The organism is Ferdinandcohnia sp. GQ5 (assembly GCF_059759275.1).
On sequence record NZ_JCAXEW010000005.1, the window covers coordinates 37,884 to 61,057 of the forward strand.

Genomic DNA, 23,174 nt, shown 5'->3' on the forward strand with positions numbered 1-23,174 from the left:
ATATGCCATCTATTTCTTTGCGATGCGCTGAAATTCAGGCTCCATTTTTAACGATGTGCTTCTTTCTTTAGGGAATGGAATCACAATATCTGAATGTATTTTGGCAGGTCGTGCAGTCATTACAATAACACGGTCACCTAAAAAAACAGCCTCTTCTATATCGTGTGTGATAAAAATAATGCTCTTATTTTCTTCATTTGATAAATCTAATAAGTCTTTTTGCATAATCTCTTTTGTCATAACATCTAGGGGTCCGAAGGGCTCATCCATTAATAAAATTTCCGGTGAATTAACATACGCTCTTGCAATGTCAACTCTTTTTCTCATTCCTCCGGACAATTCCTTTGGATAACGATCTGCAAACTCAGTAAGTTTAACTTTCTCTAAATATAAATCTATTTTTTTCTCCCATTCCTTACGGGCCAATCCACGAACTTTCGGCCCATACTCAAGGTTTTTTCTAACAGTCAACCAAGGAAATACTGAGTCTTTTTGAAAAACTACTGTTCTATCTGGCCCAGGCCTTACAACCTCTCTACCACTAATTAATATTTTTCCTGAAGTTGCTTGTAGAAATCCCGAAATCATATTAAGTATTGTAGTTTTGCCACAACCTGATGGGCCTACTATACAAAGTCTCTCTCCTCTTTTTACAGTTAGATTTATATCTTGCAAAACTTTAACTTTTCCTTTAGGTGTATCAAATTCTTTAGAAACATTCTCCATTTTAATTAGGTATTCAGATTGATTTGAACTCACAAAAAATCTCCCCTTTTTTCGATAAAAGCCGTAACTTGTCTATTATTTGGTATAGAATTTTGCGCTCCCTCTACTGTAACTGCTAGCGCAGCCGCTGCTGTAGCGTACCTTAGGCTATTTTTGACATCATGGCTAACTAAATATTGGGATACAAAAGCCCCTATAAAAGTATCCCCAGCAGCTGTAGTATCAACTGTATCTACTTTAAAAGAATGATACTCATGAGTGGTATAGCTAGAATTTAAATAAATTCCTCCTTTTATACCAAGTGTGATAATAACCTCATTCGCCCCTTGTTTTATAAGAAAAATTGCAGCTTTAATAGCATCTTTCTTTTCTTTAACTTGAATTTTAGTCATTTCAGAAGCTTCAATTTCATTCAAAATTAATAGATCTATGTATTTAAGATAATCATTGTTTAATTGCAAAGCTGGTGCGGGGTTGAAAACTGTTTTTATATGATATTTTGCTGCCCTTTCTAGGATGTATGCATTGACTTCCCACGGAACCTCGTTCTGGATAAGGATTGCATCAAATTGGTTCCAAGGTATTTCAATTACATCTTGAGAATTGAACTCCCCATTCGCCCCTTTATTTAAGATAATATTGTTTTCACCTGATTCATCGATTGTTATTACTGCAATACCTGTTGAACATTGTTTACTTTTAATAAATTGAAGATTTATATTATCATGTGATAATAGTTGACGAATTTCCGAGGCAAAAAAATCATTTCCTAATGCACCAGCCATAAACACTGTGGCCCCTGACCTAGCTGCGGCTACAGCTTGATTTGCTCCTTTTCCACCAGAAAAAAAAGAAGTTTTTATCCCATGTATGGTTTCCCCGGGAAGTGGGTGTTTATGGACTCGATTAACAATATCCATGTTTAGGCTACCCGCTACAAGAATGTTTACCTTCACTTCATCACCTCTTTAAAACTCTTAACGGAACCAAATTTCAAAATTTCTACGCCTAAAGTGATTTTCCTCGAAGATTCATTATCGACATTACTGTCCTTCAACTTTTGAATTAATAATTCCGCTGCGTGAATCCCCATTTCATAAGTAGGTCGTTTAATAACAGTTACTCTGGGTTTTACAAATTCAGCAAGTTCATTTTCATCAAAACCTACTAGAGATATATCCTTACCTATTTCCAAATTTAAATCTCTTAAAGCCTTTATAACACCCTTGCAAATTAAATTATTTGCAGCAAAAATTGCAGATGGTGGGTTTGCAAGTTGCATTAATGCTTTCGTTGATTGATACCCATTTTTTTCGAACCATTCACCTTCTTTATGGTACTCATTAAGTACTTCAACACCATTATCTTTTAGGGCCTGTTGAAATCCTCTATACCTTTCCAATCCATCATTAAAAATTTGAGGTCCAGTAATAATGGCAATATCTTGATGACCATTATCAATCAAATATTGGGTCGCCTCATATGCTCCCCCAAAATTGTCTATCACAACTCCATCATGCCCAGTACCCTCAATATACCGGTCTACTAATACTACAGGTTTTGTTATCTTTCTATAGAACTCTTTATCGCTATGAGCCCCTATTAGTACAATTCCATCAACATTTCTACTTAAAGAACTTTCAAAAAATGCAGTTTCTTCTAATTCATTGTCATTGGTAGAAAATACAAATGTATGATAGCCTTCTCTCTTTGCAACATTAAACGTTCCTTTTATAACTGCAGTATAAAAGGGGTTCTCAATCTCAGGAACTACAACCGCTATCATCAAAGTTTGTTTTGTAATCATGGAAGCTGCCATAGTATTAGGAACATAATTTAGTTCTTTAATAACCTTAAGAACCTTTTTGCGTGTCTTATCGCTTACCCTATCAAGTCCGTTAAGAACCCTTGAAACTGTAGCGACGGAAACACCCGCTTTTTTAGCAACATCCTTTATCGTAATTTCATGGATCATAATAACCTCCAGATTTTTACCCATATTGCGTAAACGTTTTTATAAATAAATGCAAGGTAAACATTAGTAAAAAATTAGAATAAAGTAACATTTTGTAAAAACGTTTACATTTGTGATTATAATTGAAAATTATTAAATTGACAATATCTTTTTACTATTTTCATTATTAACAAAATAAAAATTAATACCATAGCTTTTATTTTATAATTCGGGATTACAATCGTACAAGGCACACCGAAGGTGTGCTCATAAATTATACAGAAGGAAAACTGTTAAACACCATATCGTATACTGGTACATTCTTTGTAACTTGGTGGTAAGACAATGTCATTGGTGGTATATTTCATTGGCCATAATCAGGCTATCATAAAAAGTATAAAAAACTAATCCCTGGCATCACGTGCATACGGTATGAAAAAAAGTATACAGCTGAACGGTAAAAAAACCAAAAAAAGTAGGTTTTCTCTATATTAAATTATGAATTATATAGTCGAAAAGATGCTATCGATATTAAAACGACAGTTAATAGATTATTAAAGGATTTCAGTCAATGAATAACGGTGATTCATAATTATTACCATGAACAATATTTCTAAGATTTCTTATGTTATCCATAATTTTATATTGCCCTTTATCAATCAAATTGTTCTCCAAGGAATTATTTAGCATAGCTTTGGCATTTTTTCGGTAATAAAAAAAGTATGTAGTCACATTAAATGCTATTTTCAGAAAACAGTAAGCGTCCGTTGGAGGATACTTATGTGTTGTAAAAAAACTATCAAAGTATGTGCAGTGACCTTTTGGTGATTCCCGACCTTAACTGGATTGGGGCTAGTGTCCAAGACCTCTTATATAGATGTGAGACACTCCATATATATTTATGGCACTGCACATAAATAAAATCCATTTCAATCCTGATTCTTCAACAGGATTTTTTTTGGAGGAATATTACAACAAAAAGATGCTTTGGTCTTTCTTGGATCAAAGCACCAGTTACTTAAATATGAAACTAAAATTATTGATTAGGATTCATTGCCTTATTAATAATAAACAATTCTCTAATAAATGCACCTAAAGATATAAAAATGAGCCTAGATGAGGCTCATTAGACAAAGGTGATTCATTCTATGATGGATTATTATCTTATGTAAAACTTTGTAATGTTATTAAGGTTCAAAAAATGATTGATTCAAAAATGAGATCCTCATATATTTTTCGTATCTCACTGTTTTCAAATTCTTCCATGGATTGCAATTTTAGACCAAGTTCTCTTCGCTTTTTGATGTCTTCAATCAGATGCTTTCTGATTTCGTCAATTCCTGCCTGTTCTATTTCTTCCTGAGATTCTAGGTGTTTAGAAACTCCCATTTTAAATTTTTTAGCGTTTAGTAAGAATTTTTCATAGGATGTTTGATCTTTACGGGTTTCAAGATATAACCTCTGTTTTTCTTCTAAGCTGCCACTTTCAAGTATTTCCTCCATCCGGATCTGCTTACCAATACTATCTGGGATTTCTTCCTGACGTATAATTTTCCTATTCTTTTTGGTTTTGTTCTGTGATTTGGCATAATCTAACTTAATAGCATTAACTGTGTAGCCACCTACATTACCAATGTTATCTCCACTCTTGAGTCGACTTTCAATGTACTCAACATTACGAATAATGCGTTCTTCCGGAAATTCATTTATAATCCAATCTAACATTTCTTCAGCTACACCAAGTGATAGTAATCTATCAATTAATTGCTTATTAGGCATTGGAGTAGTTTTTTTACCTTGTTCATCTTTAGGTTCTCCTTTTGGTGCTTCTAAATGTTGTTTGTTGCTTTTTATAGTGAAGAAAATTCCAGTAACTTTCCTACCTGTTTTGATTTCCGTAAAATCGAATTCAATATCGGTTTTCGCTTGAAGTTCTTGTTGTGACACGAGTAGTACTTTGCTTTTAAAATGTCCATATTGCTTATACTTATCGGGTTCAATACCTAATAAAGAACGTAAAGCCTCTAATGTGAATTCTCGCTTCCTAATTTTTTCGTATTGTTTTAAAAGTTCATATATCCTAATGGAATAAATAGAATTAAGTCTAACTACATTTTCTAGTTGATACATAGTGAACTTTTCTTTTAACTCTAGTAATAAATGCTTTAAATCCGGATTGAATTTTAGAATGATATAACCTTCGTTTTCTTCATAAATGGATGTGATCAACCAGTTTGCAACGATGGATTTGCTCCCTTTTTTCAAGGTAAGAGTCTTCTGCTGCAGGCCAGTAACTACTTCTCTCATGTAGGAATAAAAACCTGTTCCCTGTTTACCGCCAATGATATCGATAAAATCTCTCACACGAAATTTATAGGGTTTAAGAGTCTCATCACTAGGTTGGACCTTACTGGCAAGTACAAGTAATATCCGTTGCTCTTGGAGCGTTAGTTTATATGTACTTTCAATAAGGTCATTTGATTTGGTTACCCAATCTTTTATATTGATGTTCTCTAGGTTTCCTTCATTAGCATGATCCTTATTGATTATTTCTGCTGGGACCTGTGTGTTTTTCTTAACCATATTTTCACCCTCTACTATGACCGACATCTATTAGAATGCTTAACTATCACAAATTTACCATAAGAGTGATATTTAGGAAAGCGCGGATTTTTCACGCAAAATTAGTGATAGTTAGAAGTAACGCAAAAAAAGTGATAGTTAGAGTAAGTCAGTAAAATCAAGGTTTATCAACTCATAAAGACTGATTTAGCGCTTACATTAGGTTGAATTAACCCATAGTAAAAGTGATAGTTCGATTGAGATAAACGCAAAATTGGTGATACTTAGAGGTAAATTCACGCAAAATTAGTGATAGTTAAACTAATAACGCAAAAAAAGTGATACTTTAAATTGGAAACTATGAGTTCAATTCTACAAGCAATGCCAAAAAACGCCATAAAATAAGGGTTTTCATGGATTTTTTTAGGATATTTTTCACTATCTATCCTGTTATTTTTAGAACTCCTGCTTGCGCAAAATAAGTGATACTTCACGCAAAAAAGGTGATAGTTCAAACGCAAAAAACGTGAGAGTTTACGCAAAATTAGTGATGTTTCAAGTAACAAAGGTGATACTTCACGCAGAAAAAGTGAGTTTTCACGCAAAATTAGTGATACTTAACACTTAGAAACATTGATATTATAATGAAATTATCATCCTTAAAACAATTAAAACAAGAAATCATTAAAAACATTAAATCAATATATGTTTAAAACAACAAAAATATGTCTGTATTTATATATATTTTTTTGTAAAGGAAGTAATTTATGTGAAAGCTCCTATAAAAGCTCATGAACAAGATCTTATATACGAATATATTTTTCATAGACATTTGCTTAATTGTTTAGAGTATAATCAAACCTTTTTTCTCCTCAGGCGGGATTGAAAATTGTAGAAGCGTATTATTAATAAATCGCAAGCCGCTTTATTTTCTTCCTCTTTTTTCTCAGCCCATTTTTCGGGATTTCTACTCTTTAATCTTTTCTCCGCATTCTCTGGAGATATTGTAAGCAGTGCACACCTAGCCCCCAACCCAAACAACTCGGCTTCTTTTCGTTTGATTTCATCCATTAAAGAACGATCAATTCTTGTCTGAACATAAAATTTTTGTCTAAGGATGTTATTTACATAATGCTCTCCAAAAAGCTATGCTTTTTCTTTGATGATTTCTTGTTGTTTCTCGTTCATATGTTTCTTTTCATCTCCCCTTGATTAACTATAGCAAAGAAAAAATAGATAAACACTTAAATTATTATCCTCACCCTCTGGTCACAAAATTACCCCTTCCTCATCTTGATATTGCTTATTTTTTTATATGTTACTTGTCCGTTAGGTGATGTATCCCAAAACTTTTAGGGTTTTAGTGCTTTACAGTACAGTATCAATATTTCGTATATCACAGTTAAAAGTTTATAGATATTTTTAAGAATGATAAAATTATGTATATACCAATACGATATTAGGGGAGATTTTTGATTTTGTTGTCAATAAATAAGAGATTATAAAGGAAGGCAGTGGGTCTTATTTGAAATACCTGAATATATACCAATACATCCTTCATCCAGAAGAAAATACAATCTCAACCGAAGAATGGAAAGCATTTAGTAAAGACTGTCTCAGTCTTATTTCACTTAATTATAGGAGATTAAAAATTCCACGGGAAGACTTGGCCAGCAATTACTCTATTGTGGAAGATACATTTTGCCATCTGTTAGAAGCTGTACATAAGAAGATACACACTTTTGATCCTGAAAATTCTACCTTTCGAACTTGGGTCAATGGGTATATCAAAAAGATAGTTCTCCAATTTTCTAATCGTTACTACCCTTTCGATGCTAAGGAAGTATTAAACAGTGATTTAAGTAAAGATTCAGAAATGGATATCTTTGAGTTACTTTCGATTCCTGAAAATGAACTTCCAGATGAAAAGGTACTTTATCAGGAAGCCCTGGATTCACTTAAATTAGCATTAGATAAACTTCCAAGCAATTGGTATAAAGTGATTCATTATCGTTGTTTTAAAGGGTATTCAGTTGAAGATACTGCTAAAGCATTAAATACAAAAAAGGAACGTATTTCGAATATGTTAAATAAAGCTCGAGAAAGACTAAAAGTACACTTAGAAGAAATGGGTTGGGATATCCAAAACTATAAAAGAAAGGCGAATTAATATGGATAAAAATAAAGACTTATCAAAAGATCTTTATGCACTACGAAAAAATAAAGACTACCTGTTTAAACGCCCTATCGTCAGTCAAAAGAAATACCACAATATATTAAAAGGTGTTGAAATTCCTCATAACCACAAAGAGGATTTAGTTGATTATTTGGACGACTTAGATATCAGCAATGAATTTGAGGAAATCACCTTCGGAGAGTATCTATTGGAAATAATTGCAGAATCCGATTTAAAGTTACAAGAAATAGCAAGAAATATTGACCTACATATTGAATCTTTGTATGACATCTTAGACGAACAAAAATTCCCTTGGGATATTCCTATAGAAACATTGAATCGGCTTTGTTTGTTGCTTACTATTCCTAAAATCGAAATAGGAAATCAAATGAAGAAAATTAGCATTAATGAAGATAACATCAATTCTCCGTTGTTAGGAAACTATGCGGCACGTTCCCAGGGTGGGATTTCTGCTTCTAATCTAAAAGGAGCTCTACATGATGCAAATGTCAAAATAGCAATTGATCGAGAAAAAGAAAAACGCGACAATTTTATCGCGTCATTTATTAAATAAATCTATTTATCAAACGATATTGCTGAATACTATACCACATTGCTTCCTGGCTAACTTCAAATAACATTGCTAATTCTGCCGGTGTCGTTTTTTTATTTGCCAGCTTTCTAACTAAATACTCCGGCATTAGTAAACCAGCAGCAAAGGAATTTGCTTCTTCCTCGATTGGTTTATTTGGATTAGAATTATTAATATTCGCAGAGTATTCAGTCCACTTTCTTTGCTTATGTTTAAGCAAAATATGCACCAATTCGTGTGCTGCTGTAAAACGAGTATGATTATAAGGTTTATCTTTATTGATTATAATTTCATTTTGATCAAGGTCTGCAATTGCTGAAACTTCATCATTTAAAGATAACTTCCTTACTTTTAAGCCATATTTTTCTTCAATAATTGAGAACACATCTATGGGAGGCTTCGTAAACGAGGCCTCTTTTGCAATTCTTTCACCAAATTTACGAGCAGCCTTAGTCTCAGATTGTTTTTCTCCAGTTTCATAAATAAAGCCATCGATATCCATTTAACATCACCTAAAATATTTTTTTGTTTTCGAGGGAGATTTTGCTTTCCTATGTCAATAGATAGGTAGACAAGGCAATTATAACGAGGGGCGTAAGAGCCTTGATTAAAACTAATCTATTAATCCAAATTGGAGGAAACAAAATGAAAATCTCATTACAAGACGCAACAGTTGTAATTAACAATACTTCTAGGTTCAACAACAAGCAGTATGACACGGTTAGAGTAGAAACATTATTGACAACAACAGAGCCACTCCCAAATGAAATGACCTGGTATGTACCAAGTGGAACATCAATTCCACCAGAAGTTGCAGCACTATTCAAAGCTAAAAATATTCGAATGTTCCCCCAACGTGAAGAAACACTCCTACAAGGAACAGAGGATATTAGAGAGGAAGCTCAGGCAGAGAATGTTTTAGGTGTTCTAGAAGATGCTTCCAAGCTACTTTTAAGAGCAGTTTTAAAAGAGGCACCTTTAAGCCCTATTGCAGGTTCACCAAATACTTATACTCTCTCATATGAGTATAAACTATTTCCATTAAACGTAGATAGTGAGAATAATAACTTTGAGTTTTATATTGTTCTCCCATTTGACGGATTAGAAGTAGCCCAAGGGGGAAGAGTACAAATGACTATTCTAACTCCGATTGGAGCGAAAATAAATCCATCTGAAACAAGAGGAATTGCTGAGAATGGGCAAGAAATCAGCGAGATGGTCTCAGATATCCCTCATACCAATAGACAAGTTGTGTCCTTTGCTTGGCAGAACGATCCTGAATTTTTCGTTAGATATTCTTACTAAACTTCAAGTGCCCCTCGCTTGAAGTTTTCTAGTTAAAAAATTATTTTTAGGCACGCAACAATGAAAACACTTCGAATTTTAACGTGTTCGTTACTCTATCTTTATTATTCTCTCTCTATCTCTTAAAATCATTGATTTTCAATGTTGACAAAAGAATGTTTTTCCGATTCTAAACACAATATGTAGTGTTGTCGAAATATATTTTAACACTATATATTGATTTTTTGTTGAACGAATTATTGATGAACTGGTATAATAAATAGAGTGAAAGGGGGAAGAATCTACCAATTTAAAATTTCATAGAAAGGTGGGTGTCATTATGTCAAAAGGATTTAGTAAAGCCAGATTAAACAGTCAAATACGTATGGCTGAAAATAAATTAAAGCGTGAACTAAAAAAAGCTGAGCAAGACATTAATAAAGGGCTTAGCAAAATTGAAAGACAAATAAAAAAGAGTTTCTAATGTGTTGCAGCACATAGAAACCCTCTAAACAAAAATATTTAATGACTTAATAGTAACGTTTTTAATAAGTAATGAAAAGGGGCATATGTTCTCTTTTCCCTAAAAATTTCGAAAAGAGGTTACCACTTTTGGCAAAATCTAGCTCTCGAAAAACATCAAGCGCTAAGCTTGCTACAAAAGCTTCAAAAGTGCTTCAAAGCAAAAGTTCAAGTAAAACAGCGAAAAGTCTGGCTGGATCTGTATTAGCTCAGGCTAAAGCTAAATAAGGAGACAAATATGATAAAAGTTGATTTTTCAGGATTTGATGAACTTGAACGTGAGTTAAAAAATCTTGAGCGGATTGTTCAAAGATTAGAAGGACAAAATTCAATTGCTTTTACTGAACTATTCCCAATTGAATTTATGAAAAAACACACTCAATTTCCATCAATAGAAAAAATGTTTGATGATTCACCGTTTACAATAGATTCCGAAGAGGATTTTGTAGCAATAGATGATGATGAATGGGATAATTTTATAAATATGTCAACAAATTTCGATTCCTGGGAACAAATGCAGGAAGAGGCTGTCGTTCATTGGACAAGAAACCAATCAGGCTTCTAACAAAAAAAATCTAAGGTACAAACAGTATCTTAGATTTTTTTGCCGTTTGCACTATGTATTTCTTTGCTCCTTAGCCATTTAAAAATCTTCAGAAGAGAAATTCTTAAGATTTTCGTAGTCAAAGTTTTTATTGCTAGGTCTCAAAAAGGCAAAACTCGACACAGTAATTGGTGAGCTTTCTTTAATGCGTATATTCCCTGATCCTTCTTAAACTAAAGCACCCGTTACTTCAGTAAGAAACTTTGAATTAATACAAATAAAATAAACATAAATACAACAATACTTAGCCAGCCGTAAAACTTGTCCCCCTTTTGAATTAGTCTTAATCCCATTACCAACATTGTTAAACTTAAAACCAACATCATATATGGTTGAAACTTAAAATCCTCAGTTACCAAACCATATCCTGCAAGTGAAATAACTATTATTGATAAAATAATTTGCAAAAACTTTATAGTCCTTGTTTCAACCAGTATTCTTTATTCATAGCTGAATCCAAGACAGGATTATTAGACGTTCTCCAATATCCCTTTCGGGAGTTTGCACATTTCCAAGCAGTTATTGAGTAGATGCCTAATTTCTTTAGGTTTCGGTATTTGGTTCTCGTTTTCTTCCATTCTTTCCATCGGCAGGCTCTCAATCTTCTTCTGAGATGTGCGTCTAATAGATATGTATATCTCTTTATATCAGCGATTTTGAAATAGTTTCCCCACCCTTGAATTAGTTGTTTATCTTTTAAATGCGATACTTCATACTTACTCCCCAATTGCGGTTTGTAAGTTTCTTTAGCTTACCTTCAAACCTTTGTTTAGATTTCTTTGGCACGTACACCCTGCTTTTCCCTTACTTCGGTAGAAACTCATCCCTAAGAATATACGTGCTATCGGCTTTCCCACCGCACTTTTCTCTTCATTCACCTTGAGTTTTAACTTCTTTTCTATGAAGTCGGTTATTCCGCTTTTAACTCGTTCCCCAGCTTTTTGACTCTTCACGTATATGTTGCAGTCATCGGCGTAACGGACAAATTTATGCCCTCGTTTTTCAAGTTCTTTATCCAACTCATTTAAGATGATATTGCTAAGTAGTGGACTAAGTGGTCCTCCTTGTGGAGTACCTTCTTTATTTACAGACACAACACCATTTTCCAAGACTCCTGCTTGTAAGTACCGACGTATAAGTTTTAATGTCGGTTTATCAGTAATGGTCTTAGCTACGATAGACATTAATTTATCGTGTTGTACTTTATCAAAGAATTTTTTCTAGGTCCATATCTACAACATATTGATACCCATCTTCGATGTATAATCTAGCTTGCTCAATAGCCTGATGAGCACTCTTATTAGGCCAAAATCCATAGCTATGAGGGCTAAATTGTTTCTCGAAAATTGGGGTCAGCACCTGAATAATTCCTTGCTGGATAACTCGATCGGTTACTGTAGGGATTCCTAAATTACGCTTACCACCGTTAGGTTTTGGGATTTCTACCCTTCTAACTGCTCGAGGTTTGTATTGCCCCGTATAAGTCGAATGATTTCTTGTCCGTGTTCTTTCAAATGAAGGCGAGTAGCTTCTATATCTTTCTCATCGACTCCTGCTGCTCCTTTGTTTCTCTTTACCTTCTGAAAGGCTCGATTCATGTTCTCTTGGCTTATGATTCTCTCAATTAATTCGTTATTATATTCCATATCGTTCCCATGTTCTTGACTTTGCACAAAGAGAACTCCACTCTACAATAGAGTTCGTCGGTTTCCGCCCTTCTAGCTCTAATGTAGTCTTACGATTGGCTATGTCTTCGTTCCTTTGTAAAGTAGTCTAACATGGCCACTCCTTTCGTTCCGTCCTTCTCAACCGCAAGGTTGATACTATGACATCAGCTGACTTCTCTTGATTCAGCTACTTATCACTAAGTGGGTTCCTTTCCAGGATACCAAGAGACCTCCCAGGGTAAGTTCATTCACTTTCTCCTCATATATCTGCCACATTTATTTACGGTTCATCTGGGGATATTTTGGACTTTGTTTTGTTTTGCAAACTCGTCCTGAAACGTAAACCTCAAATGTGATTCGTGTACCTCAGACCGAGGATTTGCCTTGGGCTTCCTTCAGATTCCGCGTCGCCACGGACACCCTTGCCTTTGGCTAATGGTTCGCATATCCCAACGCCCATAGCGGACTCTCACCGCCAAGTTAATGAACATGCCTGGCACACAAAAGGTGCGTTAATCCTTCTTGGATAACGCACACGTTTAGTTTACTACTTTACTTCTGTTTAGATATCTTATCATATGGTGTATCTATAAAAGGGTGGGACATAGTTTTTTTATCGGAACATGGTTAGCGTTTTACTCACCCACCATTCCGTCACCATCACGATCATCCATATATTGATAAAGCCAGTGGTCCGATGTAATTGGCATGTTGAAACCCGCATCTTTTGCTTCTTTAATCGTCACCTTTCCATTACCGTTTGTATCAACACTAGAAATATCTACATTTGTATTTGGACTAGTTGATTTTGTGCTTGAACTAGTTTTTTCAGAAGAATTGCTACTTGTTAGACCTAATGATGCGTTTACTTTATCAGGGTTCACATTATCATATTTATCAACTATCTTGTTACCCTTTATGGTATAGGTATACTGATAACTTGAAGGAATCTGTGTTTCCGTATTCGGATAAGTGATAATTGCTTCAAAATTGGTAGCTCCACCAGCCTTACGGATTGCATCTTCCATATATGCTTGATCACCATGTCGGTTGAGCGTACTATCTTGAGGGGTAATATTATAAGCATTCGATACCCCTCCGAGAGAATCAGCAATGATATGTCCTTCATCTAAATCCGCTCTTTCGACACCAGGAACTTTTGCTTCATCAGAGTAGTATCTGCCTGACGATGTTACAGGTTCAGTTCGTTCGTCTTGTAGAACAACTTCGTCAGCAATGACACGGACTAGTTGCCCATGTTCATTCGTGAAGGCCCAATACTCTCGGTCCCCATAACCAATGTCAACGACTACATTCTGTTTACGATATCCAAACAAATCCCCACCATCAACTTCTATAAGTTTGTATCCCGAGAACAGGTCATTGTCATTATTTTGTTCAGTTGGCGTTTCTTCCAATACTGGTTCATCTACAACCGTATTGAGCGTCTCTACTTTTTCGCTATTATTTGAATTTGATTTAACTATGGTTACATCTTGTGAATCTGTTTCTTTTTCTGTAACAGAAGCATCTTCTACGTTAGTACAACCAACTATTAAGATAGCAGTTAAAAGTATGATTAAATAGTTCATTTTTTTTTTCATTAGGACTCTCCTATAACAGTTTCATATTGTTCATTATATTCTTTGTCTATAATTATCTCATTATTTTTGTAGGATTTCATCAACATCATTTTCGTTTTAATAATTCAGAAATTCAGCTAGGTGATTGCTTATGGTGGAATTGAATGACTTATTTTTAGATACGACTAGTGGGTTTGATTACTACGGAGAAGTGCCCTATCTAGATATATAGCAGTTCGGACTTTACTCTATATATGGTATACAGCAAAAGGTAGAAATGCTGTTTAAAAAAGGTTTATTTAAATTGGTAAGAATGTAAGAAAGGCAACTCACCATAAGGGTAAGTTGCCTTTCTATACACTATTCTATAATTCTTAACCTGTCAACCAGTTCCTCTACTATTATAAATAGAGGACGCTCGTTTCCATGCGGGGTATCGGGATAATGGGTAGAGAGATAAGTTTTCCCGTCCAGTCCAGTGAACAAGCTTGAATGCCCTGCATTTCGGTCCAATAACAGCTCATCTTCATGAAGCCATGGACCTTCTATACTTCCTGACTTGGAACGGGCAATGGCTACGGTGTATCCTCCAAAGCCCTGGTCCCCATAGTTTGGAACAGAGTAACTCGACCAAAGCATAAGTAGTTCGCCATTTTTTGCTTCGTACATAAACGGAGCATCAGTCAGGAATCCCTTCTTTTCAATCCTCGGATCACCGAACAGCCGAATCCATCTCATTTCAGCTGCATTTAAAATTTCAATTGTCTTCCCATAAGATTGCTTCAAATCATGAGTAAGCCTGATTGCTTTGATTTTCCCCTCATACTCTTGGGTCCATTCATGGCAAAATACGATCCATCGCTGCCCAAGCTTGTCTTCATAGTAGGTTCCGTCAAGGCATTCCCAACTAGCGGGCGTCACAGCTCCATCACTGTGTGGAACATACGGCCCCGCCGGATGGTCGGCAACCAGGATTCCTGTCCCACGGTGTTCACCAATACCGCCTTTAAACGTCGCAAACATATAAAATCGGCCATCGATTGAAAAAACCTCAGGAGCCCAGTAGTGGCGCACCCCCCAAAAGCTCCTTGGCGGGTCGAATGCAATATATGGACCTTCCCATGTCTCTAAGTCTTCGCCGACATACACTTCAAAAACTGGGTCTTTGTCACCGCAGCCATCTGCGAACGTGGTCCCAAATAAATAATACTTATTTTCCTCAGGATGTGGGAAAACAAACGGATCCCTCATATGAATGTCTTTCCGATTCATCTTTTTTACAGTACGGAAACCTTTTTTCATTGTTTAGCCCCCCACAATTACAGAATGCCACATGTCATTAATTTTCCGAATTTCTTTCAGCTCACATTTCGGCTCGCGGTCATATGTGAGCAATCCGTTAATTTCCTGTTCAACATCAGTTAGTTGAGTGTAGCAGAACCCATGTAGTGCTTTTGAAGCATAGACTGCTTCCATAACCCGCTTATAATCAGCCGCAAATTCATCTGCACCGGTCACAGAAGTATAACCCCAGCCCGCATCTTCACCAACTCTAAAACCAATTCCACCAAACTCTGTCAAGATAATTGGCTCTCCTTCATACTCAAAGCCATTAGCGTAAATCTTCCGTTTAGCCGGCTGTGACTGCAGAAGCTGCTCCTTCGTCGAAATAGACTGCTTATAGTATTCATATTTCGCTTTTTCATTAACATTGCCATGGTTGTAATTGTGTATTGCACAAATATCAGATCGAGTCAGTTCCCAGCCATCATTTGAAATCACTAGGCGCGTGGAATCAAGAGATTTAACAAGATGGTACATGGCCAGCGAATGATTTTGTTGTATCTTTTCAGCCCGTACATTCGGGATACCCCAGCTTTCATTAAGTGGCACCCAAGCCACGATGGAAGGATGGTTGTAATCCCGTTCAATAATCTCAATCCATTCCCTAGTCAAACGGGCGACAGCTTTTTCGTTAAAAGAAGGCGAGGCTGCGCATTCCCCCCAGACCATGAAGCCAAGCTTGTCTGCCCAATACAGGAATCTTGGGTCTTCTACTTTTTGGTGCTTCCTGCAGCCATTAAAGCCCATTTCCTTGGCAAGTTCAATATCAAGCTTAAACGCTTCATCGCTTGGAGCTGTCAGCAAGCCTTCTGGCCAATAGCCTTGGTCAAGTACAAGCTTTTGATAGTATGGTTTATTGTTTAAGTATACCATTCCGTCTTCTGTATGGACCTTCCTCATGCCGAAATATGCTTCAATTTCATCAAGAATAGAGCCGTTTTCTTTTATGGACAACTTAACGTCGAACAAATTCGGATTCTCAGGCGTCCAACACCAGCCATCGTGGTGAAAAGGGGTCCGAAAGATTTTATTCTGAAATAGATTGATTGAGCGCTGTGTATAATTTTCAAACAGATGGATGACATCCTTGGCAATCGGCTCCCCATTGAAGAAGATTTCAACTATCACCTGTTTGCCAGCAAAGTCCCCTTCTACCTCTAATTCAAGATGAATATCGCCAAGATCAACATCAGGTGTAAATTTTACTTTTGAAAAATGGACAGGGTTTAATGCTTCCAACCAGACTGTCTGCCAAATCCCAGTTGTCCGTGTATACCAGATGGAATCAGACTTTTCAATCCAGTATTGCTTTCCTCTTGGAATGGTTTCATCTGTTGATGGATCTTCTACTCTGACAACAACACTCTCTGTTCCCCAGTTTAAGTGATGGGTGACATTGAATGAAAAGGGAACATTCCCTCCTTCATGGAATCCGACGAACTGTTCATTGACATAAACCCACGCCCGGTAATCTACAGCTCCAAAGTGAAGAAAGACCTGTTGGTCTTGCCACTTGGCCGGTACTGTAAACTCGCGGCGGTACCAAACATAGTCATGAAAGCCGGGGTCTTCAATGCCACTCAATTTTGTCTGATAAGCAAATGGGACATTGATTTCTCTTGTAAAAGCAGCTGCATTTGTTTGCCAGGCATTTTTTACTCCTATATTTTGATCATCAAAGGCAAATTGCCAGGTTCCATTCAGATTTATCCAATTATTACGTTTCAACTGTGGTCTCGGGTATTCTTGGCGCATTTTAAACAAAATCTCCTTTTGTAGTCATTATACGTTGTGAAATATCAAATCTTTATTTTATTCCAGAGTTCGTTACACTTTTTACAAAATATTTGTTTGCCGCCAGGAAGACAACAATTGCTGGAATAGTAGCCACAACGGTTGCAGCCATCATTCCCGCCGGATTGACGAAATTGGATCCTTGAATCAGCGTCGCAATTCCAAGTGTCAGGGTTTTCATTTCGTTGGAGTTAACAACGAGTGACGGCCAAAGGTAATCGTTATAAATCCCCATAAATGTGATAACGCCTAGTGTCACGGCGACAGGCTTGATTGCCGGGAATATGACATGGCGCAGGATTTGCATTTGAGATGCACCGTCTAGATAGGCTGCTTCTTCAAGATCCTTTGGAAAGCTTAGTAAGAAGTTATAAATCAGGAAGACTCCCATTGTACTTGCTGTATACGGCAGAATCAGAGGAATAAATGTATCTAGCAAATTAAAACTCTTAAAAATATAGAATGCTGGGAAAAGAGTCACGATGCCTGGTATTGTCAATGCCATAATAATAATCCCAATGATAATTTTTTTACCAGGCACGTGTAGGCGAGCCAATGAGTAGGCCGCTAGGATATCTATGGCGACAACAAGAACCGTCCCTATCATCGTGATGACAGCTGTGTTCAAAATCCAAAGAAGGATAGGGGCATCGCTTGTCGGCGAGAAAATATTCATATAGTTTTGCAGCGTCCAAACTTTTGGCAGAATGGCAGAGCTGGACATAGATTCACCTAGTGTTTTAAAGGAAGTGAACACCATCCAGACTAACGGTAAAAGAAACAAAATGGCGATCAGGATAGCCAAAGTGACAATGAGGATGTTTTTTTGCTTACGTTTCATGTTAATTCACTTCCTTTTTACGGTAAGACATAAAGTATTGGGCAGCGGTCACGAGCAGCATGATGATCCCCATCATAATAGCCATCGACGAACCTACACCAAGCTGATTCATACCAAAAACAGTATTCTGGATGCTCATCGTCAACGTTGTAGTAGTCTGCTCAGGCCCCCCAGCCGTGATGAGTTTTGATTGCCCGTACAAGTTGAATGACGCAATGACTGTAATAATAATGATAAAGTAAGCGACATTTTTAATCTGAGGCAATGTAATATAAATAAATCTCTTGAAGCCATTAGCTCCATCTAAGTCAGCCGCTTCATAAAGACTTGGATCAACCTCGTCAAGGGCGTTGATGAACAACATCATATTAAATCCAATTGTCCACCAGATGGTCGCAATGAGGATAGATATCCATGCATATGGCTGTTCATTAAGCCAGTTTATCGGCTGTTCCAATAATCCAGAGCTGACAAAAAGATTGTTAATAAATCCTCCATTGTCACTAAAAAGCCATAAGAAGATTGCAGATACAGCAGTAACAGAAATGGAATAAGAAACGAAATAAATGGTCCGGAAAACCGATTTTAGCTTCGCTGGCAGTTGATCGAGAATGAGTGCAAGTCCTAAAGCGATGATTACGAGCGGAGGCACACTGATCACGACGAATACAAGAGTATTTTTCAAGGCCAGCATAAATGCTTCATTATAAAGCGAGCCGGGAGTTAAAATATCAATATAGTTTTTCAGGCCGATAAAACCATTATTACCCGATGAAAGGTTCCAATTGTGGAGACTGACCCATACCCCTAATAGCATTGGAGCGAGCCAGAATAATATAAAGCAAAGTACAAACGGGGAAACCATCAAGATTGCCCAAGTTTTTGTTGAAGTTCCATTGTGCATTTAATACACCCTCCAATAAGTAGGAGAACTAATGCTCACCTTTTGCTGATTTCAAGTGTTTTTATCGAGAATGGCGCAGGGATTCCCGCGCCACTCTGCCTTTTATCATGATTATTTCGGTTGAGTTTGAGCAATTTGCTCCGCTTTCTTTGTTGCAGACTCTAGTTCTTTCATTAATTGTTCTTTTGTAATCTTTTCATTTGTTACAAGCTTGCTGAAGACTTTTTCATTCATATAGCGGATTTGTTCGCCATACTGATACACTTGTGGCGGAGCAATATACGTATCAAACTGCAGAGAGTTTTGGTATGCAATTTGATACTTGTCTTTCTCGGCTGTCACTTTTTCGATTGTCTTCAAATGTACAGGAGCCTGTCCTCCATCAGCCCAGTTAATCAGGTTTTCTGGATTGAACATAAATTTAACAAACTCAGCAATTCCTTCTTTAACCTTATCGTCTTTCACACTTGTCGAAACAGCGAGCATGTGAGCATTACCATAAGCAGCAGGCTGATTACCAATCTGCGGAATTGGCGCAATTCCAAGGTTATCACCGTATTTTTCTTTTGCCGCTCCATAGAACCAAGGACCTGTTAGCGCAACAGCTGTTTGCACAGCTTTTCCTGATTCCGCTTCTTTCATGAAGGTTTTAAATTCTCCATCCAGGCCTAAACCAGCTGGAGATACTTTGTCTTTCCAGACCATATCATGGAAGGTCATTAGCGCATCGGCAAATTCAGGCTGGGCAAAGTTCAAGGCATCGCCATCCTTCAGTTCTACATCATTCTGGGCTGCAATCATCAGCATATAAAACTCTACAAGCCCTGCTGAAGGTACACCCATTGCAAATAAATCTTTATTCTCTGCTTGTAATTCTGTATTTAGAGTTAGAATATCTTCATACGTTTTTGGAGCTTCTTTTACAAACTCTTTATTGTAGAACATGGTTAATGGGTGAATATCAATCGGGAATCCGTAAAGCTTTCCGTCCAATTTTGCAAGATCGATTCCAGCTTTATGGAAGTCAGCCTCTTTTAGCCCTGCTTTTTCGTATAGAGTGCCAACATCCTGAATCATGCCATCTAGACGGTATGTTTCCAGATTATTCCCATGAATAACAACAAGGTCATAGTTACCGGATTTGTATTTCGTATAATGATCTTTTTCTTGACTCTCGACAATTTCATACTTGTCCTGAGAAGCATTGAATCCATCCGTAATCTTTTTCATGTAGGTTCCGTCACCACCGGTGAAACCGTTGATGAAAGTAATTTGAATCTTTCCATCTTTTGACTTAGACGCAGATTCATTGCCGCCTGAGCAAGCTCCTAAAATAAGGACACTAACGATTAATAAAACTAACCATTTAAAAGATTTCATTCTGATTTCCTCCTTGGAAATAGACTATCGTTTTAGAAAGGCTTTATACTATGCAAACACCTTCACATAAAACGCTTTCAACTTTCTGAAAATATTATTACATGTTTTATTGTTATAAATCAAGTATTTTTGTAATAATAATTTATGAAATAAAAAAAGCCTGATTGGAATAATATCCTTTCAGTCTCTTCCTATTGCAAATCAGTCCGCAACATATTGAATTTTCATGATTAATCCTTGTTCATAGTTTCCAAACTTGGAGCCAAACAAATTCAGTCCACCTAAATTTTTGGCATCTTTTTTAACACCAATTTGCAGCGAAATGTACGGCTTCTCTTGCAGTTTCAGGTCATCAATCGTCACGGTGGAGATTTTTACCCCATCTATATAACTGCCTTCGTGGTTTATTTTCCAATATTTCAACACACCATACTGAGTGTTGTGGGTTTCCCACCACCCCGGAGTTAAGAATCCCCTCTCGCCCCCAAAGTCTCCAGGGCTTGTCCAGCATCCGATTTCCTTTCCGTTAATCCAACAGGTGATATCAGAAGGCCAGTCTAGATTATGATAAGGAGCCTCCGAACATAATTCAACCGAGAAATTCAGCTCTTCGACCCATGCTCCGTAAGGAATCCTATTTGGGAAGTGATACTCAATATACCCGGAACGAAACCATATAAGTTGGGCATTTTTCCGTTCCGGCTCGTAAAAGGAACGGGGATCATCAAGGATATGGATGATTCCCTTATCGCTGAGCAGGCCACAGGTTGGTTCAATATCGCATTGCACATATTCGCCAATCTCAAGCTCAAAGGTTAAAATATCATCCTTTGGTGGTTCCTTCTCCTCAAGATCAATAATAATACGGTCATAGCGCTTTGAACTTACCTTCCGGCTCCCGCGACCGGGAACGATCTCAGTCGTGATTAATCCTGCCTCCTCCAGCTTTCTAACATTCACCGCTGTAGATGAAAACGGAATGTGTAACAAATCGGAAAGCTCATTTACATTTTTAGGGCCGCCAGTCAGAGAACGCATCATCTCCATTCGTTGTTCATTTGCGAGCGCTTTACATATTTCAATCGCTTCATGTAATGTTAATTGTAATGTTCTCAAAATAATCTTCCTTTATTACATATTTTATTATAATAAAAATACATGAAAAGGGATTTAACTGCAACTTTTCTTGTAAAGAAATAAGATTATCTAATTTTAATTTTACAATATTTTGTATTAATACTAAATTAGTAACTAGTTTAGTTGGTTACAAGTGAGTTTTTTGTCGTATTTTGTCAAAAAACGTTGTGAGGGATATTTTTTTAAACTATAATGAAAAGGATAAAAATATTATTTAATTAAAAGCTATAATGATAAAGGCAAACTTATCGAAAGGTAAGGACGCAAAGCTACGAGCCTAAAGCGATTTTGCAAGGGTAGTCGGGTTGCCGAATTAGCGGAGAATAGATGACTCCCGTTTTATTTCGGTGTAGTCATCTTTTTTATTAGGAAAATAAAAAAGATGAAAGGAGTGATTACTAAATATGATTAAAAATATGATTAAAAATGAATTATTCTCACACTTTTTCCAGCCCATTATTGATATTCAGACATGGACAAGGATTGGGTTTGAAGGACTTCTTAGAACCTCGTATTATGTAAATCCCGAAGAAACTTTTAAACTTGCGAAAACAGAAAAACAGCTCTATGAACTAGATTCGCGGTCTATTCATAAAGCTGCATTTACCTACCATTCGGCCGGATTTTCAAAAAAGGACGGATATTTGTTTTTGAATGTATTTCCATCTACCCTTACAAACCCAAATTTTCTGCCCTTTATTAAGAAAATTATTACAGAATATAACTACTTTAGTCAACAAGTCATCTTTGAAATTAGTGAAATGGAAACAATTACCGATTATTTAAGTTTAAGAGAGAATATTGCCATACTAAAAACAGAGGGTATTAAATTTGCTATTGATGATGTGGGAAAGGGAAACTCTAATCTAAAATCAATTATTGAATTAGATCCTAATTTTATTAAGTTAGATAAATATTTTTCTGAGAACTTGTATAGGGAACCTAAAAAACAAGAGTTAATTAAAACAATTCTCTATTACACTAATAATCATAATATTAACTTAGTACTTGAAGGACTTGAAACTGAAATGGATTTAGCAATTGCAAAATCCATTGGTGTAAAATACGGTCAGGGCTTTATTTTAGGAAGACCTAAAGCCCTTAAAATTGTATAAATGAGGTGATATGCTTGAGTTACATAGTTTTATCACACACTATAATTTTGTTTTTATTGTTAATCTTATTTATTAAAGTTGAGCGTAGACTATTAAAGCAAACCCAACAAATTGAGAACTTACATAAAAATAATAATTCATTGAAAAGTCAACTAGGGAAAGTAGAAAAATTCAAACTGGTCGAAAAGAGAGATTCTTGTAGACTTGAACTGCCTGGAATAGAGAGTACATTTACTCTTCTAGATTTTGGGAACAATTCTTTAGAATCATTAAAAAATAAGTCGTTTAATGGAATTGTTGATGATATTAGTATTGGTGGATTGAAATTTCATTCCTCTTATGAATTTCCGGTTAAATACAATATTATCATGAAAATAAACTTTACATTACAAGGTGAAGAATTCGATTTAAAAGGTAAAATTATCAGAAGAGAAGATCATATTAAGGGTAAATCAGTTTCGTATGGAGTACAGTTCCTTGATTTATCTATTAGTGACATTAAAAGATTAAATGTAACCCTTCACAATTTTCAAGAAACACAAAGAAATAAAATAAGTTAATTTAATAGTGTGAGCCCTCTACAACATCAATTTTAGAATATTGATTGTACCGCTGTTGCTTTATTTTTCAAATAGCTTCGTTAATGCTTGTAATGAAGGGCTCAAACTCCTTATCAGACTTCTTTGAAGAATAGGACGCAGAGAAGTATATCCCCAAAAATCCATCTAAAGTAATGTGCAAGTTATTCCATAAGTAGTTGATATCATAATTTCCATCTTTAAAAAAATGCCCCGTTTGTTTTTCTTGTAGTTCATCAATTTCAGCCTGTTTTTATATGGCCTTTGATTCCCTTAATTCACTTTGATAGACTAGTTCGATTAACCTTTTCAACTTTCATCATCATTGCATTGAATATACTTGTTTTATTATATTTCATGTTTTGGGAATCACTTGAAATTGTTTTTAATATTTTGTAGTTCAAGTTTCCA

Annotated in this window: 22 protein-coding genes, 1 pseudogene and 1 riboswitch; of the genes and pseudogenes, 8 read left to right on the forward strand and 15 right to left on the reverse strand. The window is 36.0% G+C overall.

Annotated features, from left to right (window positions below):
• Positions 1-9 precede the first annotated feature (9 nt).
• The 5 genes from AC6CHV_RS07675 to AC6CHV_RS07695 form a co-directional block, all read right to left on the reverse strand.
• The gene (locus tag AC6CHV_RS07675; protein WP_498078560.1) at positions 10-759 is read right to left on the reverse strand and encodes an ATP-binding cassette domain-containing protein; all 750 of its coding nucleotides are present in this window, start codon (positions 757-759) and stop codon (positions 10-12) included.
• Positions 756-1,682, reverse strand: a complete 927-nt coding sequence (gene rbsK, locus AC6CHV_RS07680; RefSeq protein WP_498078561.1) for a ribokinase — start codon at positions 1,680-1,682, stop codon at positions 756-758. Before rbsK ends, AC6CHV_RS07675 begins: the two co-directional genes overlap by 4 nt.
• Entirely contained in the window at positions 1,679-2,701 is a 1,023-nt protein-coding gene (locus AC6CHV_RS07685) for a substrate-binding domain-containing protein (RefSeq protein WP_498078562.1), read from the reverse strand. Before AC6CHV_RS07685 ends, rbsK begins: the two co-directional genes overlap by 4 nt.
• A gap of 1,173 nt (positions 2,702-3,874) precedes the next feature.
• On the reverse strand, positions 3,875-5,263 hold the full coding sequence (locus AC6CHV_RS07690) for a RepB family plasmid replication initiator protein (RefSeq protein WP_498078563.1): 1,389 nt from the start codon (positions 5,261-5,263) through the stop codon (positions 3,875-3,877).
• Positions 5,264-6,097: 834 nt separating this feature from the next.
• Entirely contained in the window at positions 6,098-6,313 is a 216-nt protein-coding gene (locus tag AC6CHV_RS07695; RefSeq protein WP_498078564.1) for a hypothetical protein, read from the reverse strand.
• A gap of 454 nt (positions 6,314-6,767) precedes the next feature.
• Between AC6CHV_RS07695 and AC6CHV_RS07700 the strand changes: the two genes are divergently transcribed.
• Both AC6CHV_RS07700 and AC6CHV_RS07705 read left to right on the forward strand, forming a co-directional pair.
• Positions 6,768-7,412: a sigma-70 family RNA polymerase sigma factor gene (locus AC6CHV_RS07700; protein WP_498078565.1), complete on the forward strand. Its 645-nt coding sequence runs from the start codon at positions 6,768-6,770 to the stop codon at positions 7,410-7,412.
• A 1-nt stretch (position 7,413) separates the two neighbouring features.
• On the forward strand, positions 7,414-7,992 hold the full coding sequence (locus AC6CHV_RS07705) for a hypothetical protein (RefSeq protein ID WP_498078566.1): 579 nt from the start codon (positions 7,414-7,416) through the stop codon (positions 7,990-7,992).
• Here AC6CHV_RS07705 and AC6CHV_RS07710 read toward each other — a convergent pair.
• Entirely contained in the window at positions 7,985-8,512 is a 528-nt protein-coding gene (locus AC6CHV_RS07710) for an ImmA/IrrE family metallo-endopeptidase (protein WP_498078567.1), read from the reverse strand. The genes AC6CHV_RS07705 and AC6CHV_RS07710 overlap by 8 nt on opposite strands.
• 143 nt (positions 8,513-8,655) lie before the next feature.
• On the opposite strand from AC6CHV_RS07710, the gene AC6CHV_RS07715 reads away from it, so the two are divergent.
• The 4 genes from AC6CHV_RS07715 (at position 8,656) to AC6CHV_RS07730 (ending at position 10,381) form a co-directional block, all read left to right on the forward strand.
• Positions 8,656-9,315 carry a hypothetical protein gene (locus tag AC6CHV_RS07715; RefSeq protein ID WP_498078568.1) on the forward strand — a complete coding sequence of 220 codons (660 nt, stop codon included), beginning with the start codon at positions 8,656-8,658 and terminating at the stop codon, positions 9,313-9,315.
• Between the two features lie 319 nt (positions 9,316-9,634).
• On the forward strand, positions 9,635-9,778 hold the full coding sequence (locus AC6CHV_RS07720; RefSeq protein WP_498078569.1) for a hypothetical protein: 144 nt from the start codon (positions 9,635-9,637) through the stop codon (positions 9,776-9,778).
• A gap of 128 nt (positions 9,779-9,906) precedes the next feature.
• On the forward strand, positions 9,907-10,044 hold the full coding sequence (locus AC6CHV_RS07725; RefSeq protein ID WP_498078570.1) for a hypothetical protein: 138 nt from the start codon (positions 9,907-9,909) through the stop codon (positions 10,042-10,044).
• Between the two features lie 10 nt (positions 10,045-10,054).
• Complete coding sequence (locus AC6CHV_RS07730; RefSeq protein WP_498078571.1) at positions 10,055-10,381, forward strand: hypothetical protein; 327 nt, start codon at positions 10,055-10,057, stop codon at positions 10,379-10,381.
• Between the two features lie 224 nt (positions 10,382-10,605).
• Here the strand turns inward: AC6CHV_RS07730 and AC6CHV_RS07735 are convergent, their stop codons facing one another.
• From AC6CHV_RS07735 to AC6CHV_RS07775, 9 genes and pseudogenes are all read right to left on the reverse strand, one after another.
• Entirely contained in the window at positions 10,606-10,746 is a 141-nt protein-coding gene (locus tag AC6CHV_RS07735; protein ID WP_498078736.1) for a DUF3953 domain-containing protein, read from the reverse strand.
• Positions 10,747-10,832: 86 nt separating this feature from the next.
• Positions 10,833-12,066, reverse strand: a pseudogene (gene ltrA / locus AC6CHV_RS07740) (group II intron reverse transcriptase/maturase).
• Between the two features lie 656 nt (positions 12,067-12,722).
• A complete protein-coding gene (locus tag AC6CHV_RS07745; protein ID WP_498078572.1) occupies positions 12,723-13,691 on the reverse strand; it encodes a DNA/RNA non-specific endonuclease in 969 nt (322 codons plus the stop codon).
• 339 nt (positions 13,692-14,030) lie between these two features.
• Positions 14,031-14,972 (reverse strand): family 43 glycosylhydrolase, encoded by a 942-nt coding sequence (locus AC6CHV_RS07750; RefSeq protein ID WP_498078573.1) that lies wholly within the window; start codon positions 14,970-14,972, stop codon positions 14,031-14,033.
• A gap of 3 nt (positions 14,973-14,975) precedes the next feature.
• On the reverse strand, positions 14,976-16,769 hold the full coding sequence (locus tag AC6CHV_RS07755) for a sugar-binding domain-containing protein (protein WP_498078574.1): 1,794 nt from the start codon (positions 16,767-16,769) through the stop codon (positions 14,976-14,978).
• A 52-nt stretch (positions 16,770-16,821) separates the two neighbouring features.
• Positions 16,822-17,649, reverse strand: a complete 828-nt coding sequence (locus AC6CHV_RS07760) for an ABC transporter permease subunit (RefSeq protein ID WP_498078575.1) — start codon at positions 17,647-17,649, stop codon at positions 16,822-16,824.
• Position 17,650: 1 nt separating this feature from the next.
• Positions 17,651-18,553 carry an ABC transporter permease subunit gene (locus AC6CHV_RS07765; protein ID WP_498078576.1) on the reverse strand — a complete coding sequence of 301 codons (903 nt, stop codon included), beginning with the start codon at positions 18,551-18,553 and terminating at the stop codon, positions 17,651-17,653.
• A gap of 111 nt (positions 18,554-18,664) precedes the next feature.
• A complete protein-coding gene (locus tag AC6CHV_RS07770) occupies positions 18,665-19,933 on the reverse strand; it encodes an extracellular solute-binding protein (protein WP_498078577.1) in 1,269 nt (422 codons plus the stop codon).
• Between the two features lie 201 nt (positions 19,934-20,134).
• Complete coding sequence (locus AC6CHV_RS07775; protein WP_498078578.1) at positions 20,135-21,049, reverse strand: ArsR family transcriptional regulator; 915 nt, start codon at positions 21,047-21,049, stop codon at positions 20,135-20,137.
• A 249-nt stretch (positions 21,050-21,298) separates the two neighbouring features.
• A riboswitch (cyclic di-GMP riboswitch) is annotated at positions 21,299-21,383 on the forward strand.
• Positions 21,384-21,474: 91 nt separating this feature from the next.
• On the opposite strand from AC6CHV_RS07775, the gene AC6CHV_RS07780 reads away from it, so the two are divergent.
• Complete coding sequence (locus AC6CHV_RS07780; protein ID WP_498078579.1) at positions 21,475-22,185, forward strand: EAL domain-containing protein; 711 nt, start codon at positions 21,475-21,477, stop codon at positions 22,183-22,185.
• Positions 22,186-22,199: 14 nt separating this feature from the next.
• Positions 22,200-22,745: a PilZ domain-containing protein gene (locus AC6CHV_RS07785; protein ID WP_498078580.1), complete on the forward strand. Its 546-nt coding sequence runs from the start codon at positions 22,200-22,202 to the stop codon at positions 22,743-22,745.
• Positions 22,746-23,174: the final 429 nt, after the last annotated feature.